This is a genomic window from Micromonospora globosa (assembly GCF_000717585.1).
Classification (GTDB): domain Bacteria; phylum Actinomycetota; class Actinomycetes; order Mycobacteriales; family Micromonosporaceae; genus Micromonospora; species Micromonospora aurantiaca.
The window spans coordinates 39,482-63,963 of record NZ_JNZR01000001.1 but is presented as its reverse complement, the minus strand read 5'-3'; the positions used below and the strand labels follow the sequence as shown (position 1 = coordinate 63,963).

20 protein-coding genes and 1 pseudogene are annotated in these 24,482 nt (G+C 73.6%); 14 read left to right on the top strand and 7 right to left on the bottom strand.

All coding sequences use genetic code 11. The features are described 5' to 3' along the window. Window positions 1-83 precede the first annotated feature (83 nt). Genes IF06_RS0100285 through IF06_RS0100265 form a run of 5 tightly spaced genes read right to left on the bottom strand, consistent with a single transcriptional unit; the run spans window position 84 to window position 5,408 of the window. The gene (locus IF06_RS0100285; RefSeq protein ID WP_030268144.1) at window positions 84-842 is read right to left on the bottom strand and encodes a YwiC-like family protein; all 759 of its coding nucleotides are present in this window, start codon (window positions 840-842) and stop codon (window positions 84-86) included. 5 nt (window positions 843-847) lie between these two features. After that, a complete protein-coding gene (locus IF06_RS0100280) occupies window positions 848-2,149 on the bottom strand; it encodes a multicopper oxidase domain-containing protein (RefSeq protein ID WP_232236575.1) in 1,302 nt (433 codons plus the stop codon). 54 nt (window positions 2,150-2,203) lie between these two features. Continuing rightward, window positions 2,204-3,526, bottom strand: a complete 1,323-nt coding sequence (locus tag IF06_RS0100275) for a hypothetical protein (protein ID WP_030268140.1) — start codon at window positions 3,524-3,526, stop codon at window positions 2,204-2,206. Next, window positions 3,526-4,653, bottom strand: a complete 1,128-nt coding sequence (locus IF06_RS0100270; RefSeq protein WP_030268138.1) for a hypothetical protein — start codon at window positions 4,651-4,653, stop codon at window positions 3,526-3,528. Before IF06_RS0100270 ends, IF06_RS0100275 begins: the two co-directional genes overlap by 1 nt. Further along, the gene (locus tag IF06_RS0100265) at window positions 4,650-5,408 is read right to left on the bottom strand and encodes a helix-turn-helix transcriptional regulator (RefSeq protein ID WP_262420890.1); all 759 of its coding nucleotides are present in this window, start codon (window positions 5,406-5,408) and stop codon (window positions 4,650-4,652) included. The genes IF06_RS0100270 and IF06_RS0100265 overlap by 4 nt, the downstream gene beginning before the upstream one ends. On the opposite strand from IF06_RS0100265, the gene IF06_RS0100260 reads away from it, so the two are divergent. Next, complete coding sequence (locus IF06_RS0100260; RefSeq protein ID WP_013287108.1) at window positions 5,407-6,213, top strand: DUF2249 domain-containing protein; 807 nt, start codon at window positions 5,407-5,409, stop codon at window positions 6,211-6,213. The genes IF06_RS0100265 and IF06_RS0100260 overlap by 2 nt on opposite strands. Window positions 6,214-6,342: 129 nt before the next feature. Next, the gene (locus IF06_RS0100255; RefSeq protein WP_013287109.1) at window positions 6,343-6,783 is read left to right on the top strand and encodes a hemerythrin domain-containing protein; all 441 of its coding nucleotides are present in this window, start codon (window positions 6,343-6,345) and stop codon (window positions 6,781-6,783) included. A gap of 49 nt (window positions 6,784-6,832) precedes the next feature. On the opposite strand, the pseudogene IF06_RS33515 reads toward IF06_RS0100255, so the two are convergent. Next, window positions 6,833-7,008: pseudogene (locus IF06_RS33515) on the bottom strand (radical SAM/SPASM domain-containing protein); the annotation flags it as partial. A gap of 234 nt (window positions 7,009-7,242) precedes the next feature. Between IF06_RS33515 and IF06_RS0100245 the strand changes: the two are divergent. From IF06_RS0100245 to IF06_RS0100200, 10 genes are all read left to right on the top strand, one after another. Beyond that, window positions 7,243-10,908 (top strand): nitrate reductase subunit alpha, encoded by a 3,666-nt coding sequence (locus tag IF06_RS0100245; RefSeq protein WP_030268135.1) that lies wholly within the window; start codon window positions 7,243-7,245, stop codon window positions 10,906-10,908. Beyond that, complete coding sequence (gene narH / locus IF06_RS0100240; protein ID WP_030268133.1) at window positions 10,908-12,605, top strand: nitrate reductase subunit beta; 1,698 nt, start codon at window positions 10,908-10,910, stop codon at window positions 12,603-12,605. Before IF06_RS0100245 ends, narH begins: the two co-directional genes overlap by 1 nt. After that, entirely contained in the window at window positions 12,602-13,222 is a 621-nt protein-coding gene (narJ, locus tag IF06_RS0100235) for a nitrate reductase molybdenum cofactor assembly chaperone (RefSeq protein WP_030268131.1), read from the top strand. The genes narH and narJ overlap by 4 nt, the downstream gene beginning before the upstream one ends. After that, window positions 13,219-13,980: a respiratory nitrate reductase subunit gamma gene (gene narI, locus IF06_RS0100230; RefSeq protein ID WP_030268129.1), complete on the top strand. Its 762-nt coding sequence runs from the start codon at window positions 13,219-13,221 to the stop codon at window positions 13,978-13,980. The genes narJ and narI overlap by 4 nt, the downstream gene beginning before the upstream one ends. Continuing rightward, entirely contained in the window at window positions 13,977-15,275 is a 1,299-nt protein-coding gene (locus tag IF06_RS0100225; protein WP_030268128.1) for a molybdopterin molybdotransferase MoeA, read from the top strand. Before narI ends, IF06_RS0100225 begins: the two co-directional genes overlap by 4 nt. Before the next feature lie 40 nt (window positions 15,276-15,315). Next, a complete protein-coding gene (locus tag IF06_RS0100220; protein ID WP_030268126.1) occupies window positions 15,316-16,545 on the top strand; it encodes an MFS transporter in 1,230 nt (409 codons plus the stop codon). Between the two features lie 160 nt (window positions 16,546-16,705). Beyond that, complete coding sequence (locus IF06_RS0100215; RefSeq protein ID WP_030268124.1) at window positions 16,706-17,107, top strand: DUF6153 family protein; 402 nt, start codon at window positions 16,706-16,708, stop codon at window positions 17,105-17,107. A 76-nt stretch (window positions 17,108-17,183) separates the two neighbouring features. Continuing rightward, window positions 17,184-17,840: a DUF305 domain-containing protein gene (locus IF06_RS0100210; protein WP_030268123.1), complete on the top strand. Its 657-nt coding sequence runs from the start codon at window positions 17,184-17,186 to the stop codon at window positions 17,838-17,840. Window positions 17,841-17,948: 108 nt separating this feature from the next. Next, entirely contained in the window at window positions 17,949-18,311 is a 363-nt protein-coding gene (locus tag IF06_RS0100205) for a BlaI/MecI/CopY family transcriptional regulator (protein ID WP_013287118.1), read from the top strand. After that, complete coding sequence (locus IF06_RS0100200) at window positions 18,308-19,228, top strand: M56 family metallopeptidase (protein ID WP_013476241.1); 921 nt, start codon at window positions 18,308-18,310, stop codon at window positions 19,226-19,228. Before IF06_RS0100205 ends, IF06_RS0100200 begins: the two co-directional genes overlap by 4 nt. Window positions 19,229-19,278: 50 nt before the next feature. On the opposite strand, the gene IF06_RS0100195 is transcribed toward IF06_RS0100200, so the two are convergent. Continuing rightward, entirely contained in the window at window positions 19,279-20,820 is a 1,542-nt protein-coding gene (locus IF06_RS0100195) for a CopD family protein (RefSeq protein WP_030268119.1), read from the bottom strand. Window positions 20,821-21,231: 411 nt separating this feature from the next. Here IF06_RS0100195 and IF06_RS0100190 point away from each other — a divergent pair, with 411 nt between their 5' ends. Then, complete coding sequence (locus IF06_RS0100190; protein ID WP_030268117.1) at window positions 21,232-24,150, top strand: AfsR/SARP family transcriptional regulator; 2,919 nt, start codon at window positions 21,232-21,234, stop codon at window positions 24,148-24,150. Window positions 24,151-24,215: 65 nt separating this feature from the next. Continuing rightward, window positions 24,216-24,452 carry a hypothetical protein gene (locus tag IF06_RS0100185; RefSeq protein WP_013287122.1) on the top strand — a complete coding sequence of 79 codons (237 nt, stop codon included), beginning with the start codon at window positions 24,216-24,218 and terminating at the stop codon, window positions 24,450-24,452. The last annotated feature ends 30 nt before the right edge of the window (window positions 24,453-24,482 follow it).

The following is a 24,482-nucleotide window of genomic DNA, read 5'->3' as shown; positions in this document are numbered from 1 at the left end:
CCACGGCCGGCAGGCAACGGCCTCTTGGTAGCAGACAGAGACAAGGGACCAACCGCCTCCGAGTGGGGGACGTTGCGCAAGAATCAGAGCGTCGCCAGCACCCCGGCCAGAACGACCAGGCAGCAACCGATCTCGATCATCCCGACCTGCACAGGGCGGAGCCGGCGTGCCGGCAGCAGCGCGGCCCGGAGCAGGAGCAGCAGGAAGACCGGACCGAGCAGCACATCCACCAGCCAGACCACGGCGGCCAGGGCGAGCACGTGGTATCCGACGGAGAGACGGAGGAAGCGGCTGTCACCGCGTTGCCGGATCATCGTCTTGACATAGAGGACAGTGCCGAACAAGTAGAGCAGGAGCACTGCGAAGGCCGGGGTGACCCGGGTGACGGACACACCGGCGATGGTCGCCGCGACGAAGACCAGCAGGCAGCTCTGCGCCACCGAGGCCAAGTCGTTGAGCAGGGCCCGCTCCCGGCGACGCCAGGCGTATCCGGCGTTGACCGCCAGCAGCGCGGCGTAGCCCGGGGCGTACCAGAGGACAGCGGGCCGGGCGAGCGCCACAGTCGCCGCGAGCGGCGCCGCCAACAGGCCGTACACCAGCAGCTGGGGGGCAAAGCGGCTCGGCCGACGGCTCTTGATCGCCTGGAAGGCGTAATACGACAGCAGGTAGCCGGTCAGCCAGGCGCCGAGCAGCGGCAGGTGCGGCCAGCGCGGGCCGGCCAAGGCCACCCCCACGGTGTACGGCAGCAGGAGCATCGCCCACGCGCCGTGCTGGGGTGGGACGAACTGCCGCACGCGGCGGCGGCGCGTTACCGGGCGGTCGGCTACGACAGCGGTGTTCATGGTGGTCACCGGACCTCGAACAGGCCACGGGCGCCGCGCTCGGCGTCGACCATGGCGTGGCTGACGAACGGGTAGTGCCCGGCTGCGGGGAAGACCGTCTCCACGAAGCCGCCGCCGGCCGGGGTGAGGGACAGCACCTGGGCTCCGCCGGGGTCGGTCGGCCGGTTCTCCCAGTGCCCCTCCCGGTAGACGGTGTCGAACTGGGCGCCGACGATGTGGAACGAGCTGTCTCGGTTGGGGCCGGCGTCGAGCAGCCAGATTCGGACCCGTTCACCGGCCCGGGCGGGCAGCGGACGGTGCGCGTACTGGGCGGGGTAGCCGTTGAAGACGACGGCGTCGGGGCGCTCCGCCTGCATCGCGGCCAGGTCGCCGGGCTCGCCGTCCGGGCCGAGGTAGAACTCGGACTGGACGAGCACGTACTCGCGATCGACGCGGGGCAGGTCGGGCGGGTCGACGATGACCGCACCGTACATCCCGTTGCCGATGTGGTGCAGCATCGGCATGGTCGAGCAGTGGTACATCCAGATGCCGGCGCGGGTCGCGGTGAACCGGTAGGTCAGCCGCTGCCCGGGGTCGATCGGGCGCATCACCTCGTCCGGGGCGACGGCACCGGCGTGGAAGTCGATGCCGTGGTCCAGGGTGCCGTCGTTGACCAGGGTGATCTCGAAGGTGTCGCCGACCCGGCCGCGCAACACCGGGCCGGGCACGGTTCCGTCGAAGGTCCACAGCCGCTGCCGTACCCCGGGCGCGACCTCCCGGACGACTTCCCGGACGTGCAGCTCCCGCCGGTGCAGCCGGCCGGGCGGCGCGGGCGGCGCGGTGGCGTCCCGGGCGACGAAGGCCGCGCCAGGGTCGGCCATGGCATCGAGGCGCGGCCTCGTTCCCTCCGTCGCCACGGCCGTCCCTGTCGGAGCGGTCACCGTGGCCCCCGTCGGGACGATCCGAAGTGTCATGCCGGCCTGCCGGTGGGCGGGCAGGGAGCACCAGCCCTCCACCCTCGCCCCGATCACGCCGGCGTCCAGCCGGGCGTCGCCGTCCCGCGTCAGCAGCGGTGTCCTCGCCCCGGAGGCCAGGACGAGGTCGTGGCGGCGGTTGTCCCGGTTGGTCAGCTCGATGACCAGTCGATCGCCCCGGGGCACGTCGATCCGGTCGGGGTGGAAACGCATGCCGTCTGCGACCACTGTGACCGTGGTGGTGTGCCCGGTCGGGGTGACGGCGGTGGCGGCGGCGGGGACGGGTGCGTCACCGGAGACGCGTTGGGCGGCGACCCCGACGAGGACGGCGACGAGGACGAGGGCGAGACCCACGGCTGCTCCGCCGAGCGGGCGGGGCACGGGGGCTTCGGTGCGCGCGGACACGGGTTACCTCCGGGCGGTGAGCAGGACCCGCACGGCCGGCACGAGGAACTGCACCAGCGCGGCGAGGACCAGCAGTGAGGTGGTGATGCGGACGAACGGCGGGGTGGGCAGGACGAGGACCAGCAGGGCGGCGTTGGTCATCGCGACGCGCTGCGGGCCGTGCCGCTCCAGCAGGGCGGCGCGGCGGCGCACCGGCGCGGGTCCGCCGCCGAGCACCACGGGCAGCAGGTGGGTCAGGGCTCCGACGAGGACCTGGGCGACGAAGCCGACCAGCAGCGGGAGCAGCACCGCACCGAAGCGGTCGGCCGCGCCGGCCGGGTCCGCAGGGGGCAGCAGCGTCGCGGCGTCCACGGCGAGAGCGACCATCAGCCAGCCGCCGGCCGCGGCGAGCGACCAGGACGCGAACGCGTACGGGGGGCGGGTGCGCGCGACGGCCAGCGCGGGGCGCAGGGCGATCAGCGCGCCGAGGGCGAACAGGCTCAGCCCGGCCGCGGCGACCACCCGCCACCAGGCGAGCAGGCCGACGCCCAGCAGGACCAGTCCGGTCGTCGCCACCGGCAGCGCGACGGTGGCGGCGCGGACCGCACCGTCGGCCATCCGGGTACGCAGCACGGTGGGCCAGAGCGTCAGCAGCGTCCCGAGGACGGTCAGCGTCACCCAGCCGAGCAGGTTCACGTGCGCGTGGAACAGCAGCAGCCGGGGGCGCAGCGGGTCGTCGATCACCAGTATCCCGGCGCCGACCGGCACGCCGGCGAGCAGGGCCACGGTCGCCGCCAGGTAGTAGCGGACCGTGACGGAGAACCGGGCCGGCAGGGCGCGGCGCAGCCGGTGGGTGAGCGCGACGAGGTGGGCGGTCACCGCGACGAAGACCAGCGTAGCGCCCGCCACGCCCAGCCAGGGGCGGTCAGCCGTGCCGCCGGTCAGGACCGCCAGCACGCCCACGTTGAGCGCGGCCAGCCGGGCCGCCTCGGCGCGGCGGCGGTCCGGGGCGGGGGCACGCAGCACGGCGGCGGCGAAGTGGGCGCTCCACACCACGACGGCGTTGCTGACCGCACCGAGCAGCAGCAGGTGGATGGCCGTCCAGCGCCACGCCGGGAGGAACGGGTGGACGAAGGCGAGCACGACCAGCCCGGCCAGGTAGGCCAGCGGCAGCGCAGCGACCCGGCGGTGCCAGCCGGCCCGCCGAAGGCCCGCCGCCACGGCCGGAGCGGTCGCCGGGCCGGGGGCCGGGGCGGCGGGACCGGCCGACGCGACTGCCGAGACGGTCGGCCCGGCCCCCGGGCCCGAGGACGCGGTCGGGGCGGAGTCGCCGCGGGTGCCGGCCATCACCGCACCGCCGGCACGACCGGCGGGACGGCCGCCGTCCGGGTCCGCCGCCGGGCGGCGCGGACCAACGCGGCCACCACTCCGCCGACGAAACCGAGCACCGCCAGGACGTTGCCGACGCCGCCCCAGCGCCACCCGGCCGGCACGCCGAGCACGTCGCCGACCAGGACCCGGATCGTCAGGGTGGTGTGCAGCAGGGCGAGCGGGGCGTACAGCCACGGTCCGTAGGGCAGTGGGCGGCGAAGCACCGCCGGCAGGATCACCGGAGCGTGCGCGAAGATCATCGACATGGTGAAGCCCAGGAAGACCAGGTGCAGGGTGGCGTCGTAACGGGAGCCGCCGGTGACCGGCCCGGCACCGGCCCACAGCAGGCCGGCCAGCGCCAGCCAGGCGTACCCGGTGAGCAGGCCGACCGCGACGTAGCGGGGCAGGCCGACGGCGCGCACCGTGCGGCGGGCGACGTCGCAGACCACCAGCCAGGCCACCGTCGCGAGCAGGCCGACCCCGAAGAGGTACGCCCCGACGGCCGGCCAGAGCGCGGTGGCGGTGGCGCCGGCGGTCAGCATGCCGAGTGCGGCGAGGAACCAGCCGACGCCGTGCCGGGGCAGCGTGAGGTGAGCGAGTTCCAGACGCTCCCCGGCGATGGTGGCCACCACGAAGGTGGCCAGCCAGGGCACGATCTCCGGCACGCTGAGGCCGGCGAGCCAGAGCAGGGTGGCGGCGTACCAGCTCAGCGCGCCGGTGACCTGGGCCAGCAGCGCCGGGCCGGGCTGCCGCCACCACAGTCGCTGGTAGATCAGCAGCAGCAGCACCGAGGCGAGCACGAGCAGCAGCCGGCCGGGCAGGCTCGGCCCGGTCAGCACCAGCAGCACCGCCCCGGCGCCGGAGCAGGCGGGCGCGAGCAGGGCCCACCGGGTGCCGAGGGCCACCGCGCGTTCCAGCGCCACCAGGGTGCCGACGAAGCCCAGCACCATCAGCGGGCCGTGCACCTGCTCCAGCGGGACGTGAGGCGCGGGCACCGGCAGTCCGAGCAGCAGCAGGGCGGCGTAGAGACCGCTCACCAGGGCGAAGCCGCCCGCCGCGAGGACGGGGAGCCGCCACTGTACGGCGATCGGCCGTGGGTTCATGCCGGCTCTTCGGTGATATTCGGCAGGGCCAGCCGCACCACGCAGGCGTCGGGTGCGCCGAAGGGTTCGAGCACGGCGCCGGCCGGTGAGGCACCGGCGTGTTCGAGCGTGCCGCGGACCACGCCGACGTGCAGGGCGCAGATCGCGTCGGGGTTGCGGTTGACCAGCTCCAGGAAGGGACAGGTGTGCAGGTGGATCTCGGTCGCCCCGTCGGCCGTCCGGTGTCGGCGGGGACTGAAGCCCAGCCCGCGCAGGACGTCGAGCAGCGTATCGACCGGCTCCCTGCCGGGCGGGGTGGCGGCGGCGAGGTGGCGTCCCCAGTCCTGGCCGGCGCGGGTGGCCTCCGCCCGGACGTCTCCGTGGCCACGCCGCGACAGGTGGTCGAGCAGGGCGGCGGCGAGTGCCCGGTACGGCGCGGGGGCCGGGGCCTCCGCGACGGCCACCCGGTAGCGCCACGCCGGCCGTCCGGGCTGGCCCCCACTGGCCCGCGCCTTGACCAGCAGTCCTGCGTCGACCAGGCGGTCGAGGTGGGCGCGGGCGGTGGACAGGTGCAGGCCCGTCCGCTCCCCCACCTCGGCGATCGTCATGCCGGCGCCGGCGGCGCGCACGAGCTCCAGGATCGAGGCCCGGCTGGCGGTGCCGAGAGCCCGGTGGCGCTGCGGGTCGATGGTCTCGCCGACCGGCCCTGTTCTCGGGGTTTCCACGTTAGATAACGTTACAACGTCGTTCAACCGCAAAACCCTGGAGGGTTCCATGTCCGCCTCACGCTCCCCGGCCGACCGCGAGGCCGCGCAGGCCGTCGTCCGGCACCACGCCCAGCTCGCCGCCGACCTCGACCGGCACGTCGGAAACCTGCTGACCGCGGCCGACCAGGGTGACGCCGCCGGGGCGCTCCGGCACCGTGACGAACTGCTCCGATGGCTCCGCGACGAACTGCTGCCGCACGCGCACGCCGAGGAGGACTCCCTCTACGCCGCCGCCGGTGAGCGGGCCGAGGGTGCGCTGCTGGTCCGGGGCATGCTCGACGAGCACCAGGCGATCACCGGCCTGGTCGCCGAGCTGGAGACCGGCAACCGGCCGGTACGCCTCGCCGGCACCGCGCGCGCCCTCGCCGCGCTCTTCGCCGTCCACCTGGCCAAGGAGAACGACCTGGTCGTCCCGCTACTGGTGGACGCGGCCGACGTCTCGCTGGCGAAGTTGCTGGAGGGGATGCACGATCTGCTCGGCTCCTCGGAAAGCTCGAATGGCGGCGGTTGCGGCGGGGGTGGCTGCGGCTGCGGTGGTGACCGGGCACCGGCCGACGCGCCGGCCCCGACCCTCACCATCGATCCCCGGCTGGACGTCCGGCAGCTCCCGCACGACCAGCGCCACGCGCGGGTGCTGGCGGCGCTGGAGGCGCTGCCGGCCGGTGGAGCGCTGGTGCTGGTCGCCCCGCACGCACCCCGCCCGCTGCTGGCCGAGGTCGCAGCCCGCTACGGCGACGGCATGACCAGCGAGTGGCTGCAGGACGGGCCGGACGTGTGGCAGATCCGGCTCTCCCGCCGGCCGGTGACGGTCTGAGCAGTCTGTCGGTGCCAGGGCGGTGGGGATCAGGGCCCGCCGTCCCGGCGTACCGGGCCGTCCGGCCCTGCTGACGGAGGTTGCCGGTGCGCACGATGGAGTCGCCCACCCTCGTGGTCAGGAGACGAAGTGTGCAACTACTGCGGCTGTCGGGAGTTCCCGCTGATCGGCCGGCTCTCGGCCGAGCACGAGGCGATCGCGAACGCGGCCGGCCGGCTGCGCGGCGCGGTGCGGGCCTCCGGCCCGGACGCCCTGGTGGCGCTGGACGCGCTGCTGGCGCTGCTGATGCCGCACACCTCCACTGAGGAGGACGGCCTCTTCGTGGAGCTGCGGGCCGAGGGCAGCCTGGCCGGGGCGGTGGCGAAGCTCTGCGCGGAGCACGACGACATCCACGGCGTGCTCGGCGGCGTCGACCGGGCCGACCCGGACTGGCCCGCAGTGCTGGCCGCCCTGGACCGGCTCCACCGGCACATCGACAACGAGGAGCACGGTCTCTTCCCGGCCGCGGTGATCGCGCTGCCGATCCCGGCCTGGGACCGGATCACCCCGGCGGAGGCGGCGGCCAGGTGAGCCGGCCCGGATGTCGGCCGCTGCCGACGCCGCCCCGCGGCTACCGGCGGTGCGCCTCGGTGGTCTTGACCGGCACGGTCTCGCCGAGGTCGTAGAGGGCGTCGAGCACGTCCTCGGTCTGCCCGCGTCGCGGCCGCCCAGCGCGGCGCCCCACCCGGCCGGCACCAGGAAGAACACGCTCCACGGTGGCCCCCGGTCCCGAACCTGCCCGGCGATCTCCGGCAGGGTGACACCGAGACGGCCGGGCCCCGCTCCGTGCCCCGCCGGTGACCGCCCGACCGGGCCCGAAGTCCCGCCACGGACCCGCAGGTACAAAGCCGATGATCTCGGGACCTTCGGCCCGGTTTCCCGAGGTTGTACGTCGGCACCATGGCCAGGACGCCCTCGCTCGGGGTTGCGCTCCGGCGCATCTGCCGAGAACGTGGGGCAGTACGGCCATCTATCGAAGGAATGAGGCGTATGTCGCGAGCCACCGATAGTGCGGGGCGGGCGCTGCTGGCCGTGGGCGGCCTCGTACGCCGGGCCGAGGTCTCCGCCGACGGCCGGACATTGCACCAGATCGGCGGCCGGGAGGCGGACGCCTTCTACCGGGACCGCTGGTCCTACGACAAGGTGGTGCGCTCCACGCACGGGGTGAACTGCACCGGCTCGTGCTCCTGGAAGGTGTACGTCAAGGACGGCATCATCACCTGGGAGCAGCAGCAGACCGACTACCCGAGCGTCGGGCCGGACCGGCCGGAGTACGAGCCTCGGGGCTGCCCCCGGGGTGCCGCCTTCTCCTGGTACACCTACTCCCCCACCCGGGTGCGCTACCCGTACGCGCGGGGCGTGCTGGTGGAGATGTACCGGGAGGCCAGGGGCCGCCTCGGTGATCCGGTGGCCGCGTGGGCGGACATCCAGGGCGACCCGGAACGACGCCGCCGCTACCAGAAGGCCCGCGGCAAGGGCGGCCTGGTGCGGATCACCTGGGACGAGGCGCAGGAGATGGTCGCCGCCGCGCACGTGCACGCGATCGCCGAGTACGGCCCGGACCGGGTCGCCGGCTTCTCCCCCATCCCGGCCATGTCGATGGTGTCGCACGCCGTCGGCGCCCGGTTCCTGTCCCTGCTCGGCGGCTCGATGCTGTCGTTCTACGACTGGTACGCCGACCTGCCGGTGGCCTCCCCGCAGGTCTTCGGCGACCAGACCGACGTGCCCGAGTCCGGGGACTGGTGGGACGCCTCCTACTTCGTCATGTGGGGCTCCAACGTCCCGGTGACCCGCACGCCGGACGCACACTGGATGGCCGAGGCGCGCTACCGGGGGCAGAAGGTCGTGGTGGTCAGCCCCGACTTCGCCGACAACGTCAAGTTCGCCGACGAGTGGATGCCCGCCCAGCCGGGCACCGACGGCGCCCTGGCGATGGCGATGGGGCACGTCATCCTCAAGGAGTTCTTCGTCGACCGGCGCACCCCACGCTTCGTCGACTACGTCCGCAGGTTCACCGACCTGCCGTTCCTGGTCACCCTGGAGCCGGGTGCCGACGGGGCGTACCGGCCGGGCAAGTTCCTCACCGCCGACGACCTGGGCGAGACCGACAAGGAGGCGGCCTTCCGGACGGTGCTCTGGGACTCGGCCACCGACGCTCCCGCCGTGCCGCGGGGCAGCCTCGGCCACCGTTGGGGCGAGCAGCAGGGCCAGTGGAACCTGGACCTGGGCGACCTGGAGCCGGCGCTGACCTGCCTCGGGGCGGGCGACGCGGTGGAGGTGGAGCTGCCTCGGTTCGACACCGACACCCCGCAGGCGCTGCGCCGGGGCGTGCCGACCCGCACGGTGCGGGGCCAGTTGGTGACCAGCGTCTTCGACCTGGTGCTGGCCCAGTACGGGGTGGGCCGCGACGGCCTGCCGGGCCAGTGGCCGACCGGGTACGACGACGTCGAGGCGCCGTACACGCCGGCGTGGCAGGAGCCGGTCACCGGGGTGCCGGCGGCGCAGGTGGCCCGGGTGGCGCGGGAGTTCGCCGACAACGCGGACCGCTCCGGCGGACGGTCGATGATCCTGCTCGGCGCCGGCACGAACCACTGGTTCCACTCCGACGCCACCTACCGGGCGATCCTGGCGCTGGTCACCCTCACCGGCTGCCAGGGGGTCAACGGCGGCGGCTGGGCGCACTACGTGGGGCAGGAGAAGTGCCGCCCGGCGACCGGCTGGGCGCAGCTCGCGTTCGGCCTGGACTGGGTCCGCCCGCCCCGGCAGATGATCGGCACCGCCTTCTGGTACGTGCACACCGACCAGTGGCGCTACGACACCTACTCCGCCGACGTGGTCTCCTCCCCCACCGGCACCGGCGCGTTCGCCGGCAAGCACACCATGGACCTGCTGGCCCAGTCGGCCCGCTCGGGGTGGATGCCGTCGATGCCCACCTTCGACCGCAGCCCGCTCGACCTGGCCGACGAGGCTCTCGCCGCCCGGCCGGACGACCCGGCGGGCTGGGTGGCCGAGCGGCTCGGCGAGGGCGACGTGAAGTTCGCCTGCACCGACCCGGACGCGCCGGAGAACTGGCCACGGGTGCTGACCGTCTGGCGGGCCAACCTGCTCGGCTCGTCGGCCAAGGGCAACGAGTACTTCCTGCGGCACCTGCTCGGCACCGACGCGAACCTGCGCGCCGAGGAGGCGCCGGAGGAGCTGCGGCCCAAGGACGTTACCTGGCGGGAGGAGGCCCCGGAGGGCAAGCTCGACCTGCTGCTGAGCCTGGACTTCCGGATGACCTCCACGACGCTCTTCTCCGACATCGTGCTGCCCGCCGCCACCTGGTACGAGAAGCACGACCTGAGCAGTACCGACATGCACCCGTTCGTGCACGCCTTCACCCCGGCGATCAACCCGCCGTGGCAGACCCGGACCGACTTCGACGCCTTCCACGGCATCGCGAAGGCGTTCTCCACGCTCGCCGGGCCGCGGCTGGGCGTACGCAAGGACCTGGTCGCGGCGCCGCTGCTGCACGACACCCCGGACGCGATGGCGACCCCGCACGGCCGGGTCCGCGACTGGGCGGCGACCGGGGAGACACCGGTGCCGGGCCGGACCATGCCGAAACTGGTGGTGGTCGAGAGGGACTACGGCGCGATCGCCGACAAGATGGCCGCGCTCGGGCCGCTGATGGACACCCTCGGCACCACCGGCAAGGGCTTCTCGGTCGACGTGCGGCCGGAGGTCGAGTATCTGCGCCACAAGAACGGTGAGGTGCGCGGCGGCGCCGCGGACGGGCGGCCGTCGCTGGCGAAGGACACGCACGCCTGCGAGGCGATCCTGGCGCTGTCGGGCACCACCAACGGGCGGGTCGCCACCGCGGGCTTCCGGGACGTGGAGAAGCGCACCGGGGTACGCCTGGCGGACCTGGCTGCCGAGCACGAGGGCAAGCAGATCACCTTCGCCGACACCCAGTCCCGCCCGGTGCCGGTGATCACCAGCCCGGAGTGGTCGGGCAGCGAGCACGGCGGCCGGCGCTACTCCCCGTTCACCATCAACACCGAGCGGCTCAAGCCCTGGCACACGCTCACCGGCCGGCAGCACTTCTTCCTCGACCACGACTGGATGCACGAGGCCGGCGAGGCGCTGCCGATCTTCCGGCCGCCGTTGGACATGCACAAGCTCTTCGGCGAACCGAGGCTCGGCCGCAACGGGGAGCTGGAGATCACCGTCCGCTACCTCACCCCGCACTCGAAGTGGTCCATCCACTCCGAGTACCAGGACAACCTGATCATGCTCACGCTGTCCCGGGGCGGGCCGACGATGTGGATGAGCGAGGCCGACGCGGCGAAGATCGGCGTCCGGGACAACGAGTGGATCGAGGCGGTCAACCGCAACGGCGTGGTGGTCTGCCGGGCCGTGGTGACGCACAAGATGCCCGAGGGCACGGTCTACATGTACCACGCCCAGGAACGGGTGATCGACGTGCCCAAGTCGGAGACCAACGGCCGGCGCGGCGGCATCCACAACTCGCTGACCCGGCTGCTGGTCAAGCCCACCCACCTCATCGGCGGGTACGCGCAGCTGTCCTTCGCGTTCAACTACCTCGGCCCGACCGGCAACCAACGCGACGAGGTCACCGTGATCCGCCGCCGCTCCCAGGAGGTGCAGTACTGATGCGGGTCATGGCACAGATGGCGATGGTGATGAACCTCGACAAGTGCATCGGCTGCCACACCTGCTCGGTCACCTGCAAGCAGGCGTGGACCAACCGCTCCGGCGTCGAGTACGTCTGGTTCAACAACGTGGAGACCCGCCCCGGGCAGGGCTACCCGCGCACCTACGAGAACCAGGAGCGCTGGCAGGGCGGCTGGGTGCGGACCCGCTCCGGCAAGCTCAAGCCACGCTCCGGTGGCCGGGTGAAGAAGATGTTCAGCATCTTCGCCAACCCGAAGCTGCCGTCCATGCAGGACTACTACGAGCCGTGGACGTACGACTACGAGCACCTGATCAACGCGCCGGCCGGCGAGGACACCCCGGTGGCCCGGCCGAAGTCGCTGCTCACCGGCCAGGATACGAAGATCACCTGGAGCGCCAACTGGGACGACTCACTCGCCGGCGGCAACGAGATCGCCGCCGGTGACCCGGTGCTGGCGAAGGTCTCCGGCCAGGTGAAGCAGGAGTTCGAGAAGACCTTCATGTTCTTCCTGCCGCGCATCTGCGAGCACTGCCTCAACCCGTCCTGCGCGGCCTCCTGCCCGTCGGGGGCGATCTACAAGCGGGCCGAGGACGGCATCGTGCTGGTCGACCAGGACCGCTGCCGGGGCTGGCGGATGTGCGTGACCGGCTGCCCCTACAAGAAGGTCTACTTCAACCACCGCACCGGCAAGGCCGAGAAGTGCACCTTCTGCTTCCCGCGCATCGAGATCGGCCAGCCCACCATCTGCTCCGAGACCTGCGTGGGACGGCTGCGCTACCTCGGACTGATGCTCTACGACGCCGACCGCGTCGCCGAGGCCGCCGCCATCGCCGACGAACACGACCTGTACGACGCGCAGCGGTCGGTCTTCCTCGACCCGCACGACCCGGCCGTGGTCGCCGCCGCCCGCGAGGCCGGCATCCCGGACGACTGGATCGACGCCGCGCAGCGCTCGCCGATCTGGGACCTGATCATGCGCTACGAGGTGGCGCTGCCGCTGCACCCGGAGTACCGGACCATGCCGATGGTCTGGTACATCCCGCCGCTGTCGCCGGTGGCCGACGCGTTGCGCGAGACCGGCCACGACGCGGAGGAGGCCGGCAACCTCTTCGGGGCCATCGACGCGCTGCGCATCCCGGTGGAGTACCTCGCCGAGCTCTTCACCGCCGGCGACCCGGAGCCGGTGCGCGGGGTGCTGAACCGGCTCGCCGCGATGCGCGCCTACCAGCGCCGGATCAACCTGGGCGAGGAGCGCGACGAGGCCATCGCCGCCGCGGTCGGCATGACCGGCTCGGAGATGGACGAGATGTACCGGCTACTCGCCATCGCCAAGTACGAGCAGCGGTACGTCATCCCCGCCGCGCACGCCGAGGACGCGCACCGGCTGGAGAAGATCGCCACCGAGTGCAGCCTCGACTACGAGGGCGGCCCCGGGATGGGCGGCGGCGGCCCGTACGGCCAGGGGCCCTTCGGGGAGTCCTCCGGCACGCCGGTGCCGGTCCAGGTGGAGACCTTCCACATGCTGCGCGACCGGCAGACGGCGGAGGGCTTCACCGACCCGGGCGACGAACCCCGCCGGGTCAACCTGCTCAACTGGGACGGCAAGGGCAGCCCGAAGGGCCTCTTCCCGCCCCGCAGCCGCGAATCCGCACCCGTCGACGGAGGTAACCCGTGAGCCGGCCGACCTGGCGGGCGGTGGCCGCCCGCGCGGCGTCCCTGCTGCTGCGCTATCCCGAAGAGGAGGTTCTCGCAGCGCTGCCCACCGTGCGGGCCGCGCTCGACGGCCTGCCGGCCGAGGTCGCCCGGCCGCTGCGCGAGGTGGTCGCCCACCGGGAAGCCGCCGCGCCGGTCGACCTGCGGACCGCCTACGTGGAGGTGTTCGACTTCCGGCGCCGCTGCTGCCTGCACCTGACGTACTACACCTGCGGCGACACCCGTCGCCGGGGTGAGGCGCTGGTCGACTTCGCCGCCGCGTACAAGGCGGCCGGACTGACCGTCGTCGACGGCGAGCTGCCCGACTTCCTGCCCGCCGTCCTCGACCTGGCCGCCGCCGACGACGAGGGGTGGCGGCTGCTGCGGGAGAACCGCGTCGGCCTCGACCTGCTGGTCGAGGCGCTGGGGCGGGAGAAGTCGATATACCGGCAGGCCGTCGCCGCCGTCCGGGAGATGCTGCCGCCCGCCCAGCCCGGGGACATCGCCGCCGCCGCCCGGCTGGCCCGCACCGGGCCGCCGGTGGAGCAGGTCGGACTCGAACCATTCGGACTGGTCGACACGACTGGAGGACGCCGATGAACATCCTGCTGTGGGTGGTGTACCCGTACCTGTCGATCGCGATCCTCGTCGGCGGCCTGATCTGGCGCCACCGCTACGACAAGTTCGGCTGGACGACCCGATCCTCCCAGCTCTACGAGAGCAGCATCCTGCGGTGGGGCAGCCCACTGTTCCACTTCGGAGTGCTGATGGTCCTGATCGGACACATCGGTGGCCTGGTGGTCCCGAAGTCCTGGACCGAGGCGGTCGGCGTCACCGAGCACACCTACCACCTCATGGCCGTGTTCATCGGCACGGTGGCCGGCTTCTGCACCCTGATCGGGCTGGGCATCCTGATCGCCCGCCGCCGGTTGACCGGGCCGGTCTTCGCCGCCACCACCCGCAACGACAAGGCGATGTACGTGGTGCTGGCGGGGGTGATCGTGCTGGGCCTCTGGGCCACTGTGCGGGCCAACGTCGCCGGCCCCGGCTACGACTACCGGGAGACCATCTCCCCGTGGTTCCGGTCGCTGTTCTACCTCCGCCCGGACCCCGAGATCATGGCCGGCGTCCCGGTGGGCTTCCAGATCCACATCCTGGCCGCCTTCGCGCTCTTCGCGTTCTGGCCGTTCACCCGCCTCGTCCATGCGTTCAGCGCTCCGGTCGGCTACGCCACCCGCCCCTACGTCGTCTACCGCAGCCGGGACGACCGGCCCGGACTGCGGCCGACCCGTCCCGGATGGGAGGGGCCGCCCCGGCTGCCCACCCCGCGCGGCGGTCGGACCCGCTCACGCCGGTGACCACCGCACCGCACCACACCGGCAGTCACCATTCGTCCCGACCCGCGACGGAGTGGGCCGCGGCGCGGGCGCTGGCCCACCGGCTCCCCGCTCCCCTGCCCGCGGAGTCGGTACCGCTGGCCTCCGCCGCCGGCCGGACCCTCGCGGCGCCACTTGTCGCGGCGGTCCCGCTGCCCGGGTTCGACAACTCCGCGATGGACGGATACGCGGTGCGCGGTCCGGGCCCGTGGCGGGTGGTCGGCCAGATCCTGGCCGGTCGCACCCACGCCGTCGCGCCCCTGGTCGAGGGGACCGCCGTAGAGGTGGCCACCGGCGCTCCCGTCCCGGGCCGGGCGGACCGGGTCGTGCCCTACGAGATCGCCGACCGGATCGGTGACGTCCTGCGGGCGGTGCCGGGCGACCGTCGGCACATCCGGTGCGCGGGCGAGTACGCCGCCCGCGGTCAGGAACTGGTGCCCGCGGGTTCGCCGGTCACGCCGGCGGTGCTGGGGCTGGCCGCGAGCGTCGGCCTCGACCACCTCACCGTCCGGGCCCGACCCCGGGCCCGCCTGTTGATCAGCGGCGACGAGGTGGTCCACGCCGGCCGTCCCCCGTGGGGCAGGGTCCGGGACGCGATCGGCCCGATGCTGGCCCCGCTGCTGTCCGCCTGGGGAGCGGACCTCCTCGGTCCACGGATGGTCGGCGACCAGCCCGACTGGTTCGCCGGGGCGATCGCGGACAGCACGCGAGACGCCGACGTGACGGTCGTCTGCGGGGCGTCCTCCGTCGGCCCGGCGGACGGGCTGCACGCGTCGCTGCGGCACCTCGGGGCCGTGGCGCACGTGGACGGGGTGCGGTGCCGGCCCGGGCACCCACAGGTCCTGGCCCAGGCCGGGGCCCGCTGGATCGTCGGCCTGCCGGGCAACCCGTACGCGGCGCTGGTCGCCGCGCTCACCCTGATCGACCCGCTGCTCACCGGGCTGGCCGGACGGCCGCCGGCCGATCTGGACACCGCCGTCCTCACCACCGATCCGTTGCGCCTCGACGAGCGGAACACCCGGATCGTGCCGGTCCGGCGCGGCGCGCGGGGCCTGCGGCTGGTCGACGGGGCGCACCCGGGATACCTGGGCGCGGCGGCGGACGCCGACGCGCTGGCCGTGGTGCCGCCCGGTTGGCGCCCCGGCACCCCGGTCGGTCTGCTCACCCTGCCGTGGCAGGTGGGACGTCCTCCTGGGCCGGGTCTTCCGGCCCTGCCGGGGTGGGTTGGCTCGAGCGAGGCTCGTACCGGTGAAGCGGACCGCCGCATTCCCCTTTGACGCCGCGACAGCAGCACGACGATCCCGACGGAGTTGAACGATGACCAGCATCCGTGACCGGCAAGCCGGGTCCACCGCCCCGGTCGGGCGTCCCGAGGCCACCTCCGGCGCCGCCCTCCAGCTAGCCTTGGCCACCCTCGGCTTCCTGGTGAACTTCTGGGCATGGGCCCTGCTCGGTCCGCTGGGCCCCGGCATCAAGGAACGGCTGGGGCTCGGCTTCGCCGCGCAGTCCCTGCTCGTCGCGGTGCCGGTGATCGTGGGCTCGCTGGGCCGCATCCCGGTCGGCGCGCTCACCGACCGGTACGGGGCCCGGGTAGTCTTCCCGCTGGTCACCGTCGCCACCATCGTGCCGGTGCTGACCCTCACCACGGTCTCCTCCTACCCGGCGCTGATCGTGACCGGCTTCTTCCTCGGCATCGGCGGCACCGCCTTCGCCGTCGGCGTCCCGCTGGTGTCCGGCTGGTATCCGCCGGCCCGGCGCGGCTTCGCCATCGGCGTGTTCGGTGTCGGCATGGGTGGCACCGCGATCGCCAACTTCACCACCGTCCGGCTGGCCGACGCCTACGGGGAGCGGGCCCCGTTCCTGCTGGTCGCGGCGATCCTGGCGGCGTACGCGGTGCTGTCGTTCCTGCTGCTGCGCGACGCGCCGGGCCCGGCCCGGCCCACCGGGTCGGCCTGGCAGCGGCTCGCCGGCGTCGCCCGGCTGACCGTCACCTGGCAGCTGTGCTTCCTGTACGCGGTCGGGTTCGGCGGGTTCGTGGCCTTCAGCGTGTACCTGCCGGCGTACCTGCGCACCGCCTACGGGCTCAGTGCCGGGGACGGTGCGCTGCGGACCGCCGGGTTCGTCGTGCTCGCCGTGCTGGCCCGCCCGGTGGGCGGCTGGCTCTCCGACCGGCTACACCCCGTGCCGGTGCTGGTGTGGTGCTTCTCCGGGGTGGCCGGGTTCGCCGTCGTGCAGGCCTTCCAGCCGGCCCTGATGCCGGTGGCCACGGTCGCGCTGCTCGGCATGGCGGTGCTGCTCGGCGCGGCCAGCGGCGCGGTGTTCGCCTTGGTCGGCAAGGTCGCCCCCGCCGACCAGGTGGGCGCGGTCACCGGGCTGGTCGGGGCCGCCGGCGGGCTCGGCGGGTTCGTGCCGCCGCTGATCATGGGCTGGGTGTACGGGTCGCAGGGCTCCTACGCCATCGGGCTGATGCTGCTCTCCGACGTGGCGCTGGCCGCCGCGGTGTTCACCGCGGTGAAGATGGGAGGCCTGGCCCGCCGCGCCGGTTGACGGTCCCGGTACGGCCTGACCGGCGCCGGACCGGTCGGGCCAGGCACGACAAAGCTGAATCCGGGTAAACGCCAGCCCCGTGCCGAGCCGCCGTGATAATCCTTCTACTATGCGGTTGTAGTAGAAGAGGATGTCGGGGCGGCCGACCTCTGGGGGTGGGATGCGACACGTGAGGGTGGGGCGTCCACCGGCGCGCGCGCCGCTGCGGCTGGCGCTTCTCGTCGCCGTGACGCTCGGCGTGTTCGGCATGCACACCCTCGGCCACCCGGGCGAACCCGGAGCCGCCCACGCGAGCACCGCCCACCGGAGCGCCGCCGCGCCCGCCGCCGAACACGGACCCGACGGCTCGCCCGGACACCGGGGCGGGGAGCACGCGTTCACCGTGTGCCTGGCGGTGCTGGGCGGCGCACTGATCCTCGGCGTCCTGTCCCTGCTGCGGTCCCGCCATCGCGGCGCACGCACGCCGACCGGCCACCGCCGGCGGGTGATCAGCCCGGATCGAGGTCCACCCCGCCGGCCCATCGGGCTGCGACTGCGAGCCGTCACGGTCCTGCGCACGTGAGCAGACCCCGGTCCGGCGCCTCGCCCGAACCGACGGCCCTGTTCCGACCCACCTCACGACAAGGACCACGTACCAGATGACGCCAACCATCCTGCGTCGCGCCGCCCTCGCGGGCGTCGCCCTGTCCGCCCTGCTCACCGTCGCCGCCTGCGGCGGCGCGGACGACGCCGGCGGCATGACGCACGACGCCGGCAGTGCCACGCCGAGCGCCTCGTCCTCGGCCACCGCCACCGCCAACGACGCGGACGTGATGTTCGCCCAGATGATGATCCCGCACCACCAGCAGGCCGTCGCCATGGCCGACCTGGCCCCGACGCGCGCGAGCGACAGCGAACTGAAGGACCTGGCCGCAAAGATCAAGGCGGCGCAGGATCCGGAGATCGCCACCATGAAGGGGTGGCTCACGGCCTGGGGCAAGCCCACGGACCTGCCCAGCGACCACAGCATGCCCGGCATGAGCGCCACGCCCGGGCACGGCATGCCGGGGATGGACGCGGGGATGCCCGGCATGATGTCCGAGCAGCAGATGACGGACCTCGCCGCGGCGAAGGGCCCCGCGTTCGACAAGATGTTCGCCGAGATGATGATCGCCCACCACAAGGGCGCCATCGACATGGCCCGGACCGAGCAGGCCGACGGGAGCAACCCCGAGGCCAAGGCGCTGGCCGCCAAGATCGCCTCGGATCAGGCCGCCGAGGTGCAGACCCTGCAGAAGATCCTCGACCGCCTGTAGCCGGCGTGGTGCGGCCGGTTTCGGCCTTGGCGTCGGAACCGGCCGCACCGCCGCGCGGTGACTCCGCCGCGTCGCCTCGCGTACCCTGAGCGACACGAAGGAGGGCACGTGGCGGAACTGGGCAAACTCGAATCGGCCGTCATGGACGTGCTGTGGCGTGCCTCTGATCCGGTGCTCGTGCGCGACGTCCTCGACGCGGTGACCACCGAGCGGGCGCTGGCGTACACGACCGTCCTCACCGTGCTGGACAATCTGCACCGTAAGGGCTGGGCCGTTCGCGAGAAGGACGGCAAGGCCTACCGCTATCGCGCCGCCGGCACCCGCGAGGAGATCACCGCGCGCACCCTGCGTCGGGTCATCGAGACGAGCAGTCATCCCGACCTGGTGCTCATGCACTTCGCCCGGTCCGCCTCCGACCACGAGCTGCACATCCTGCGGCGGGTCCTCGACGAGCGGAAGTCCGAGGCGTGAGCCTCGCGCTCGCCCTCGTCACCGGCGCCGCGGCCGTGGCCTGGTGGGGTCCCGCCGCGCTGCGGTGGTGCTTCCGGCATGTCGCCGATCCCGTCGCGATGCTGCTCGGCTGGCTCGGCCTGCTCGTCGCGATGATCGCCACCTTTCTCCTGGCCACCGTGATGCTCCTCGCCCCGGGCAGCACCCGGCAGTGGGCACTGCACGACCTCGCTCGCGTCTGCTGGCACTGGGCCCAACCCAGCCGGCCGGCCGCCGTCGACGAGGTCGTCGGGGCGGTAGGGGCCCTGCTCCTGCTGACCGTGCTCGCCCGCTTCACCATGACCTGCACCCAACGGGCCTACCGCGCCCACCGCGCCCGTCGCGCCCACGCCGACCTGCTCACGCTCGCCGGCGGGCCGCCTGCGTCCGGTGAGGCGGTGCTGTGGATTCCACACCCGACCCCGATGGCGTACAGCATCGGCGGATCCCGCGGACTCACGGTCCTGGCCAGCGCCGCCGGTGACCTGCCGGCAGAGCAGCTCGCCGCGGTGCTCAGCCACGAACGCGCCCACCTGCGCGAGCGCCACCACCTCCTCGTCGGCGCAGTGGAGGGGCTCGCGGCGGCCGTACCGTGGCTGCCACTGACCCGGCAGGCGCCCTCGGCCGTACGCCTGCTCGTCGAACTGCGCGCCGATGCCGCCGCGGTCCGCGAGTGCGGCCCGAGCGCCGTACGCGACGCGCTGCTGACCTTCGCCGGCGCGCCGCACCCACCGTCGGCGCTGTCGATGGCCGGCGCCGAGGTGGCCATCCGACTCCAACGCCTTCAGGGGTACCGGCCGGACCGCCGCAACGTGCTCGCCCGCGCCGCGCTCGCCTCGGCCACCCTGGCCGCACCCCTGGTCGTCGGCGTGGCCGCCGGCATCCTGTTCTGCCTGTAACCCCCGCGACCCCGTCCGCGACACGCGGCCGTGCGTCCGGTGGGCGTTGCCTACGTGCCGGCGTTGACCAGGATCGCGGTGACCAGCAGGACAGCGACCATCAGCACCGCCTCGACCAGCACCGTGCGACGCAGGCGACGCGTGCCGCCCGGCACGGGATCGTCCAACCGGGGTACCACCCGCCTGCTGTTGTAGAGCCCGATGACGGCGACGACCGCCACCAACGCGACCTTGACCAGCAGCACCCGCCCCCAACTGGTGCTCACCAGGTGACCCGGCCGGTCCAGGATCGCCACGGTCAACGCGACGCCGGCGACTCCGGTCAACGTCACCGCCGCCGTGGCCGGCACGGAGAACCGCACCGCCATCTCGGCGGCCCCGGTCGGCGCACCGAGACGTGCACGCCCCAGCAGCAGCGCGGCCAGGAGCAGGACCCCACCGACCCACACGGCTGCGGCGAGAGTGTGCGCGACGTCCGCCGCCACGACGATCATCCGCGGTCGCGCGGTGACGGTGTGCCCGTCGAGCAGGAACGAACCCACCAGCAGCGCCACGGTGACACCCAGAAGCACAGGCCGGACCGCGCGCGCCCGGACCCGGTGCGCGTCGTCGTCGTGCGCTTCGCCGACGGTGGGCACGACCAGGGGTTGAGGGTCGGTCGGGATACCGGCGACGGTCGCTGCGGCGTGCCGACCGACCGCGTGCCGGCCCCGGATCAGCGCCGGCTCCAAGGACCCGGCCACGAGCAACCCGGCCGCGCCGGCGAGCCGCAGACCCAGGCCGGCGGCCACCGGTGTACGACTGAGCGCGGTCAACGCCTGTGTGCCGGCCGCCGAGGCGAGACCACCATCGGCACTGAACACCGCCGCCAGCGCCGCGAGTTCGAGCACCGCGCCGGCTGCCACCGTCAGCCCGGCCGCCCGCACCCAGACCTGGACCAGCTGGATGTCGCGGCGCGTTCCCACCAGCGTGGTCAACGCGAAGACCAGACCACCGACACCGAGCAGGATCGCCCCGTAGGACAGCCACCGGCCCGCCACGCCGACGAACCGCACCGCCCCCTGTTCGGCGTCAGCGGTATGACCCACCGCGTGCCCGCCGGCATGGGCCGACGGCGACGCCGACGGCAGTCCTGGCACACCGTGACCGGCATGCCCGGGCGGACCGGCGGTGGGCCGGGGCGTGGCCGTCGCCCCGGGTGCCGCAGCCGACGGAACCACAGTGAACGCCACGTCGCCGGTCAGCGGGTGAGCATCAGGGGCGGCGACACTCCACCGCAGCGCGAACTCCCCGCCGGTCAACGGGGCGGCCGGGTGCACCAGCCACGTACGACCCCCGTCCGGGGTGTGACTGGTCACCGCAACGGCCTCGCCGTCGCGGGAAAGCCGGAAACCGGCCCCGGTGGGCGTGCCGGGCGCGCTGAACGTCAGCCGGACCTCTCCGACAGCGCCACTCACCCGCGCGCCGTCGGCCGGCACGGCCTTGACCAGCTTGAAGTGCGCGGCGGCCGGCGAGGCGAACCCGAGCACCACGAACAGGGCTGGACACCACGCCAGCCATACCAGCAGCACCCACCGTGCCACGCCACGCATCGGCAACCTGCGCCGGGAAGACCTCGTCGATGCGGCGGACACCGTCAGGCCACCTGGGCATGCCGCGAGAAAGGCACTGCTGAACCCTCCGTCGAGAAGACATGGACCCGGCGCCCATCGCTCCGACCTGACGCGGTCGCCATCATAGGGCAACTACTAGCAAGGAGTAGTAGCTCACTGGTGCCGCGCAAATCGACGGCGGCCCCGCCAAGGTCGGACACGCGCAGGTCACCAGGGCTCGGGCAGGCCACCGGCGTCGCGGTGTCCGCGTCGGACCGGCCACCCCGCGACCGGGCAGACAGTGGCTCTGGTCACGATCTTCGGGCCGGATCGTCGTGACCAGCGCTTTCAGCGCCGGGAACGTTCCGGACGTGCGGTCACGAAGGGCGCAGACCGCGCTAGTTTTGCGCCGTGCGTGGGTATCGGATCGGCATCCTCGGTCGGATCGAGGTGAGCATCGACGGTGTGGCCGTGTCGCTCGCCCCGCTGGAGCGGGCACTCGTCGCGAGCCTGGCGGCCCACCACGGACGCATCGTCTCCGTCGACCGCCTGATCGACGGGCTCTGGCCGTACGATCCGCCCACGGGGGCGCGCAACCGGGTCCAGGCGGTCGTCGCCTCGGTCCGCCGCGGCGCGAAGCCGGAGCTGATCCTCACCCGCTCGCCCGGCTACCAGCTGAACCCCGTGGCGGTCGTCGACTCGGCGGAGTTCGCCGCCGAGGTAGCGGCCGCCGCGGCCACCGCCGATGCCCGCCGCGCCGTGGAGCTGCTCGACCGGGCGCTGGCGCGCTGGCGCGACGACGCGTTCGTCGACGTCGGGTCGCGGCTCGTCGAGTACGAGCGCGATCGGCTTCGTGAGCTGCGCGAGCACGCGACGGAGCTGCGCGCCGAGGCACTGCTCTCGCTCGGTCTGCACCGGGAACTCGTGCCGGAGCTGACCACGCTGGTCCGCGACCGACCCCTGCGGGAGCGGCTGCGTGGCCAGCTGATGGTGGCCCTGCACCGCAGCGGCCGACAGGCGGAGGCGCTCGCCGTGTACCGGGCCGGGGTCCGGGTGCTGGCGGAGGAGCACGGCATCGACCCGGGGCCGGAGCTGCGGCAACTGCACCGGGAGATCCTCGGCAGCGAGCAGGAGACGTCCCCGCGGGGGTGGGTGCGCCCCAACCAGCTTCCCGGAGTCACCGGTGACTTCGTCGGGCGGGACAAGGAGCTGGGGCTGCTGCTGTCGTTGCTGGGGCGCACCCCGACGGTCGCCGGGGTCGCCCAGGTGATCGTCGTGACCGGGCTGGCGGGAACGGGCAAGACCACGCTGGCGCTGCGCGCGGCCCACGAGAGCCGGCACCGCTTCCCCGGGGGGTGCCTCTACGCGGACCTGCGCGGCAACACCCCGGATCCGGCGCGGCCCGGCACGGTGCTCGGCGCGTTCCTGCGCGCCCTCGGCGTGGCCGGCGAGGCGATCCCGGCGGCGGCCGAGGAGCGCGCGGCGCTGTACCGCTCCGTGCTCGCCGACCAGACCTTGCTGGTGATGTTGGACAGCGCGGCGGACGCGGCGCAGGTGCGTCCGCTGCTGCCGCCCGGCGGCAGCGCTGTCGTCACGAGCACGGGAGCGCTGCCGGGGCTGGCGGGCGCCGAGGTCGTCCCGCTCGACGTGCTGCCGATCGACGACGGCCTGGACCTGCTGGCCGGGCTCGCCGGCGGCGAGCGAATCGACCGGGAGGCCGGGGCCGCCGCCGACGTTGTGGAGCTGTGCGGTCGCCTGCCGCTGGCGTTGCGAATCGCCGGCGTGCGGCTGGCCGAGCGGGAGGCGATGACCGTGGCGCGGTTACGCGAGCGGCTGCGCGACGAGCGACGGCGCCTCGACGAACTCTCCCTCGACGGGCTCGACGTGCGCAGCAGCTTCACCGTCGGGTTCGAGCGGTTGCCGCAGCCCGCCGCGCGGCTGCTCGCGGTGCTCAGCCGCACGTCGCTGCGCAGCTTCGGCATGTGGGACGAGACCACCGAGCCGCTGCTGGAGCAGCTGTGCCGGGCCCACCTGCTGACCGACGACGCCAGCGGCCGGGCACGCATGCACGACCTGGTCAGGCTCGTCGCCCGGGAACGCACCGAGGTCCCCGTCGACGAGGTCGTCGCCTGGTACGCACGGCTGCACGCGTACGCCGAGCGGGCCGACGCGTCGCTGCCCTGCGGGGCCCTGCCGGTGGCCGACGCGGGGCCGGCGCTCGACGCCTGGGAGGCCGTCGACTGGTTCGAGGCGGAGCGGGAGAACCTGGTCGCGGCGGTGCAGGACCTGCTGCGGCTGGGCGCCGTCGACCTGGCGGGGCGGTTGGCCTGCACGATGGGCAACTTCGCGACGATGCGCAGCCAACACCTGCCCGAGCTGGTCGACTGTCTGCGCGCCGTGCTCGGCCGCCACGCCGAGCTGCCGTCGGCGACCCGGATGTCGCTGCGGCTGCACCTGGGCACGGCGTACCGGTCGCTGAACCGGCACGCCGAAGCCGTGCCGCTGCTGCGCGCGGCGCAGCGGGCCGGCCGCGGGCGGTGGGTGGCGCACCGCCTCGTCGCCCTGCAGGGCTACTCGCTGTGCTGCCGCCACCTCGGCAGGTTGCGGGAGGCGGACGCCGCGCTGCTGGTGATGGTGCGGCTGTGCGCCGCGCACTGGCCGGTCGGCCGCGTCGGCGGGCACGTGCTGCTGGCCCTCGGCATGCAGCACGGGCAGTACCGGCTCACCTCCCCGTTCGCCTTGGACGCCTGCGCTGCGGCCCTGCGGGTCTTCGTCGACGACGGCGACCTGTGGGGCGAGGCGCTCGCGCGGGAGACCATCGGGCTGCTGCACCGGCACGCCGAGCAGTGGCCGCCAGCCGTGGAGCAGCTTCGGCAGGCGGTGGCCGCCGCGCGCCGGCTCGGCGATCGGATGAGCGTGACCACGGCCGAGCAGGCGCTGGCCGCGACGCACCTTGCGGCCGGCGACGGCGAGGCGGCACGGCGGCTGCTGCGGCGTACGGTGCTCGCGTTCCACGAGCTGCGTCACGAGTGGGGCGAAGCGATCTCCCGGCGGCTGCTCGGCAAGGCGCACCTCGAGGAGGGCGACGCGGACCGGGCGGTGGTGGAACTGGAGAGTTCGGTGGCGATGCTGCGCGGCGTCGGGCAGCCGTTCCCGCTGGCGAACTCGCTGCACCTGCTCGCGCGGGCGCAGGCCACCCTCGGCAGGCACGACCGGGCCGTCGCGCTGGGCGAGGAGGCGCTGCACATCTTCGAGCACTTCGACTCCGCGTACGTCGACGACCTGCGCGAATCGCTGACGCGTTGGCGGAGCGCAGCCGGCGCGCAGTAGGAGCGCAGGGCGCGCGCAGCGGCACCCAGCACAGTGATGGCAGTCACCCACCAAGGAGGTCTGCCATGACCAAGCTCATCAACCGCGTCGGCGACGCGATGCTCAGCAAGGTGCTCGGCCGCGAGGTGGCCGGCGCCTGCGTGCCGGAGCACGGCCAGTCGTGCTGCGCGGTGTCCAACGGCTACTGCTCGGGCGGTTCGTACTTCCGCTACTACCGGCGGAGCACCCTGTCCTGCACCGGCGTGTGCTCGGTCACGACGTCGTCGCCGATCTGCTACACGAAGAAGGTCGGCGTCTGCTGACCTGGCTCATCCTCGGGGGCCGCGCCGTCG

Excerpts from the sequence above, each read along its gene's own strand:
- narH (WP_030268133.1), top strand. The coding sequence starts at position 10,908 with ATGCGGGTCATGGCACAGATGGCGATGGTGATGAACCTCGACAAGTGC.
- IF06_RS0100270 (WP_030268138.1), bottom strand. The coding sequence starts at position 4,653 with ATGAACCCACGGCCGATCGCCGTACAGTGGCGGCTCCCCGTCCTCGCG.
- narI (WP_030268129.1), top strand. The coding sequence starts at position 13,219 with ATGAACATCCTGCTGTGGGTGGTGTACCCGTACCTGTCGATCGCGATC.
- IF06_RS0100210 (WP_030268123.1), top strand. The coding sequence starts at position 17,184 with ATGACGCCAACCATCCTGCGTCGCGCCGCCCTCGCGGGCGTCGCCCTG.
- IF06_RS0100245 (WP_030268135.1), top strand. The coding sequence starts at position 7,243 with ATGTCGCGAGCCACCGATAGTGCGGGGCGGGCGCTGCTGGCCGTGGGC.
- IF06_RS0100220 (WP_030268126.1), top strand. The coding sequence starts at position 15,316 with ATGACCAGCATCCGTGACCGGCAAGCCGGGTCCACCGCCCCGGTCGGG.
- IF06_RS0100215 (WP_030268124.1), top strand. The coding sequence starts at position 16,706 with ATGCGACACGTGAGGGTGGGGCGTCCACCGGCGCGCGCGCCGCTGCGG.
- IF06_RS0100285 (WP_030268144.1), bottom strand. The coding sequence starts at position 842 with ATGAACACCGCTGTCGTAGCCGACCGCCCGGTAACGCGCCGCCGCCGC.
- IF06_RS0100185 (WP_013287122.1), top strand. The coding sequence starts at position 24,216 with ATGACCAAGCTCATCAACCGCGTCGGCGACGCGATGCTCAGCAAGGTG.
- IF06_RS0100260 (WP_013287108.1), top strand. The coding sequence starts at position 5,407 with ATGTCCGCCTCACGCTCCCCGGCCGACCGCGAGGCCGCGCAGGCCGTC.
- IF06_RS0100195 (WP_030268119.1), bottom strand. The coding sequence starts at position 20,820 with ATGCGTGGCGTGGCACGGTGGGTGCTGCTGGTATGGCTGGCGTGGTGT.
- IF06_RS0100265 (WP_262420890.1), bottom strand. The coding sequence starts at position 5,408 with ATGGAACCCTCCAGGGTTTTGCGGTTGAACGACGTTGTAACGTTATCT.
- IF06_RS0100275 (WP_030268140.1), bottom strand. The coding sequence starts at position 3,526 with ATGGCCGGCACCCGCGGCGACTCCGCCCCGACCGCGTCCTCGGGCCCG.